1 pseudogene is annotated in these 932 nt (G+C 72.0%); it reads right to left on the bottom strand.

What is annotated here, in order from left to right:
* Positions 1–932: pseudogene (locus B0W88_RS34150) on the bottom strand (heme utilization protein); the annotation flags it as partial.

Raw genomic sequence — 932 nt, 5'->3', positions numbered from 1 at the left:
AGGTCGTCCGTCTCCAGCGCGGCGAGCTGGGTGCTCGTCAGGCCGGCGGCCTGGGCCGAGCTCAGCACGGCCGCCTGGCCGGTGGTCAGCGCAACGATGTCGCCGGTGGTCAGGGCATGGATCTGGGCCGAGCCCATGGCCTTGAGGCCGGAGGAGCCCAGGGCGACGACGTCTTCGGTCGTCATCGTGGCCACCTGCGCGGTGCCGATGGCGGCCACCTGCGAGCTGGTCAGCGAGGGGATCTGCGAGCTGGTCAGGGCGTTGAGCGTGTCGCTGCCCATCGCCGCGATCTGGGCGGTGGTGAGCTGGGCGACCTGGGCGCTGGTCAGCGCGCCGATCTGGTCGCTGTCCAGGGCCGCGACTTGCGAGCTGCTCAGCGAGCGCAGGGCAGCGCTGCCCAGCGCGCGGAGGTCATCGGTCTCCAGCACGGCCAGCTGGGCGGTGCCAAGGCCGGCCACCTGGCCGGAGCTCAGCACGCCGGCCTGGGCGGTGGTGAGCGCTTCGATATTGCCGGTGCTCAGCGCATGGACCTGGGCCGAGCCGAGCGCCTTGATGCCGGCCGTGCCGAGCGCGACGACGTCCTCGCTGGTCATCGTGGCGATCTGCGCGGTACCGATGGCGGCCACCTGGGCACTGGTCAGCGCGGCGATCTGGCTGCTGGTCAGCGCGTTCAGCGAATCGCTGTTCAGGCCGGCCACCTGCGGTGCCGTGGTGAGCATCGCCACCTGGCTGCTGCTCAGCGCGCCGATCTGGTCGCTGGAGAGCGCGGCGATCTGGGCGGTGGACAGGGCGCGCAGCGCGGCGCTGCCGAGGGCCCGCAGGTCGTCGGTGCTGAAGTTGGTGAGCTGGTCGGTCGTCAGGCCTGCCACCTGGGCGGAGCTGAGCACACCGACCTGGGCCGAGCTGAGGGCGACGATGTCGCCGGTGGTCAG

Source organism: Pelomonas sp. KK5 (genome assembly GCF_001984095.1).
GTDB lineage: Bacteria > Pseudomonadota > Gammaproteobacteria > Burkholderiales > Burkholderiaceae_C > KK5.
Note: the sequence above shows the minus strand (reverse complement) of the source record. Positions and strands in the feature narration are given on the sequence as shown.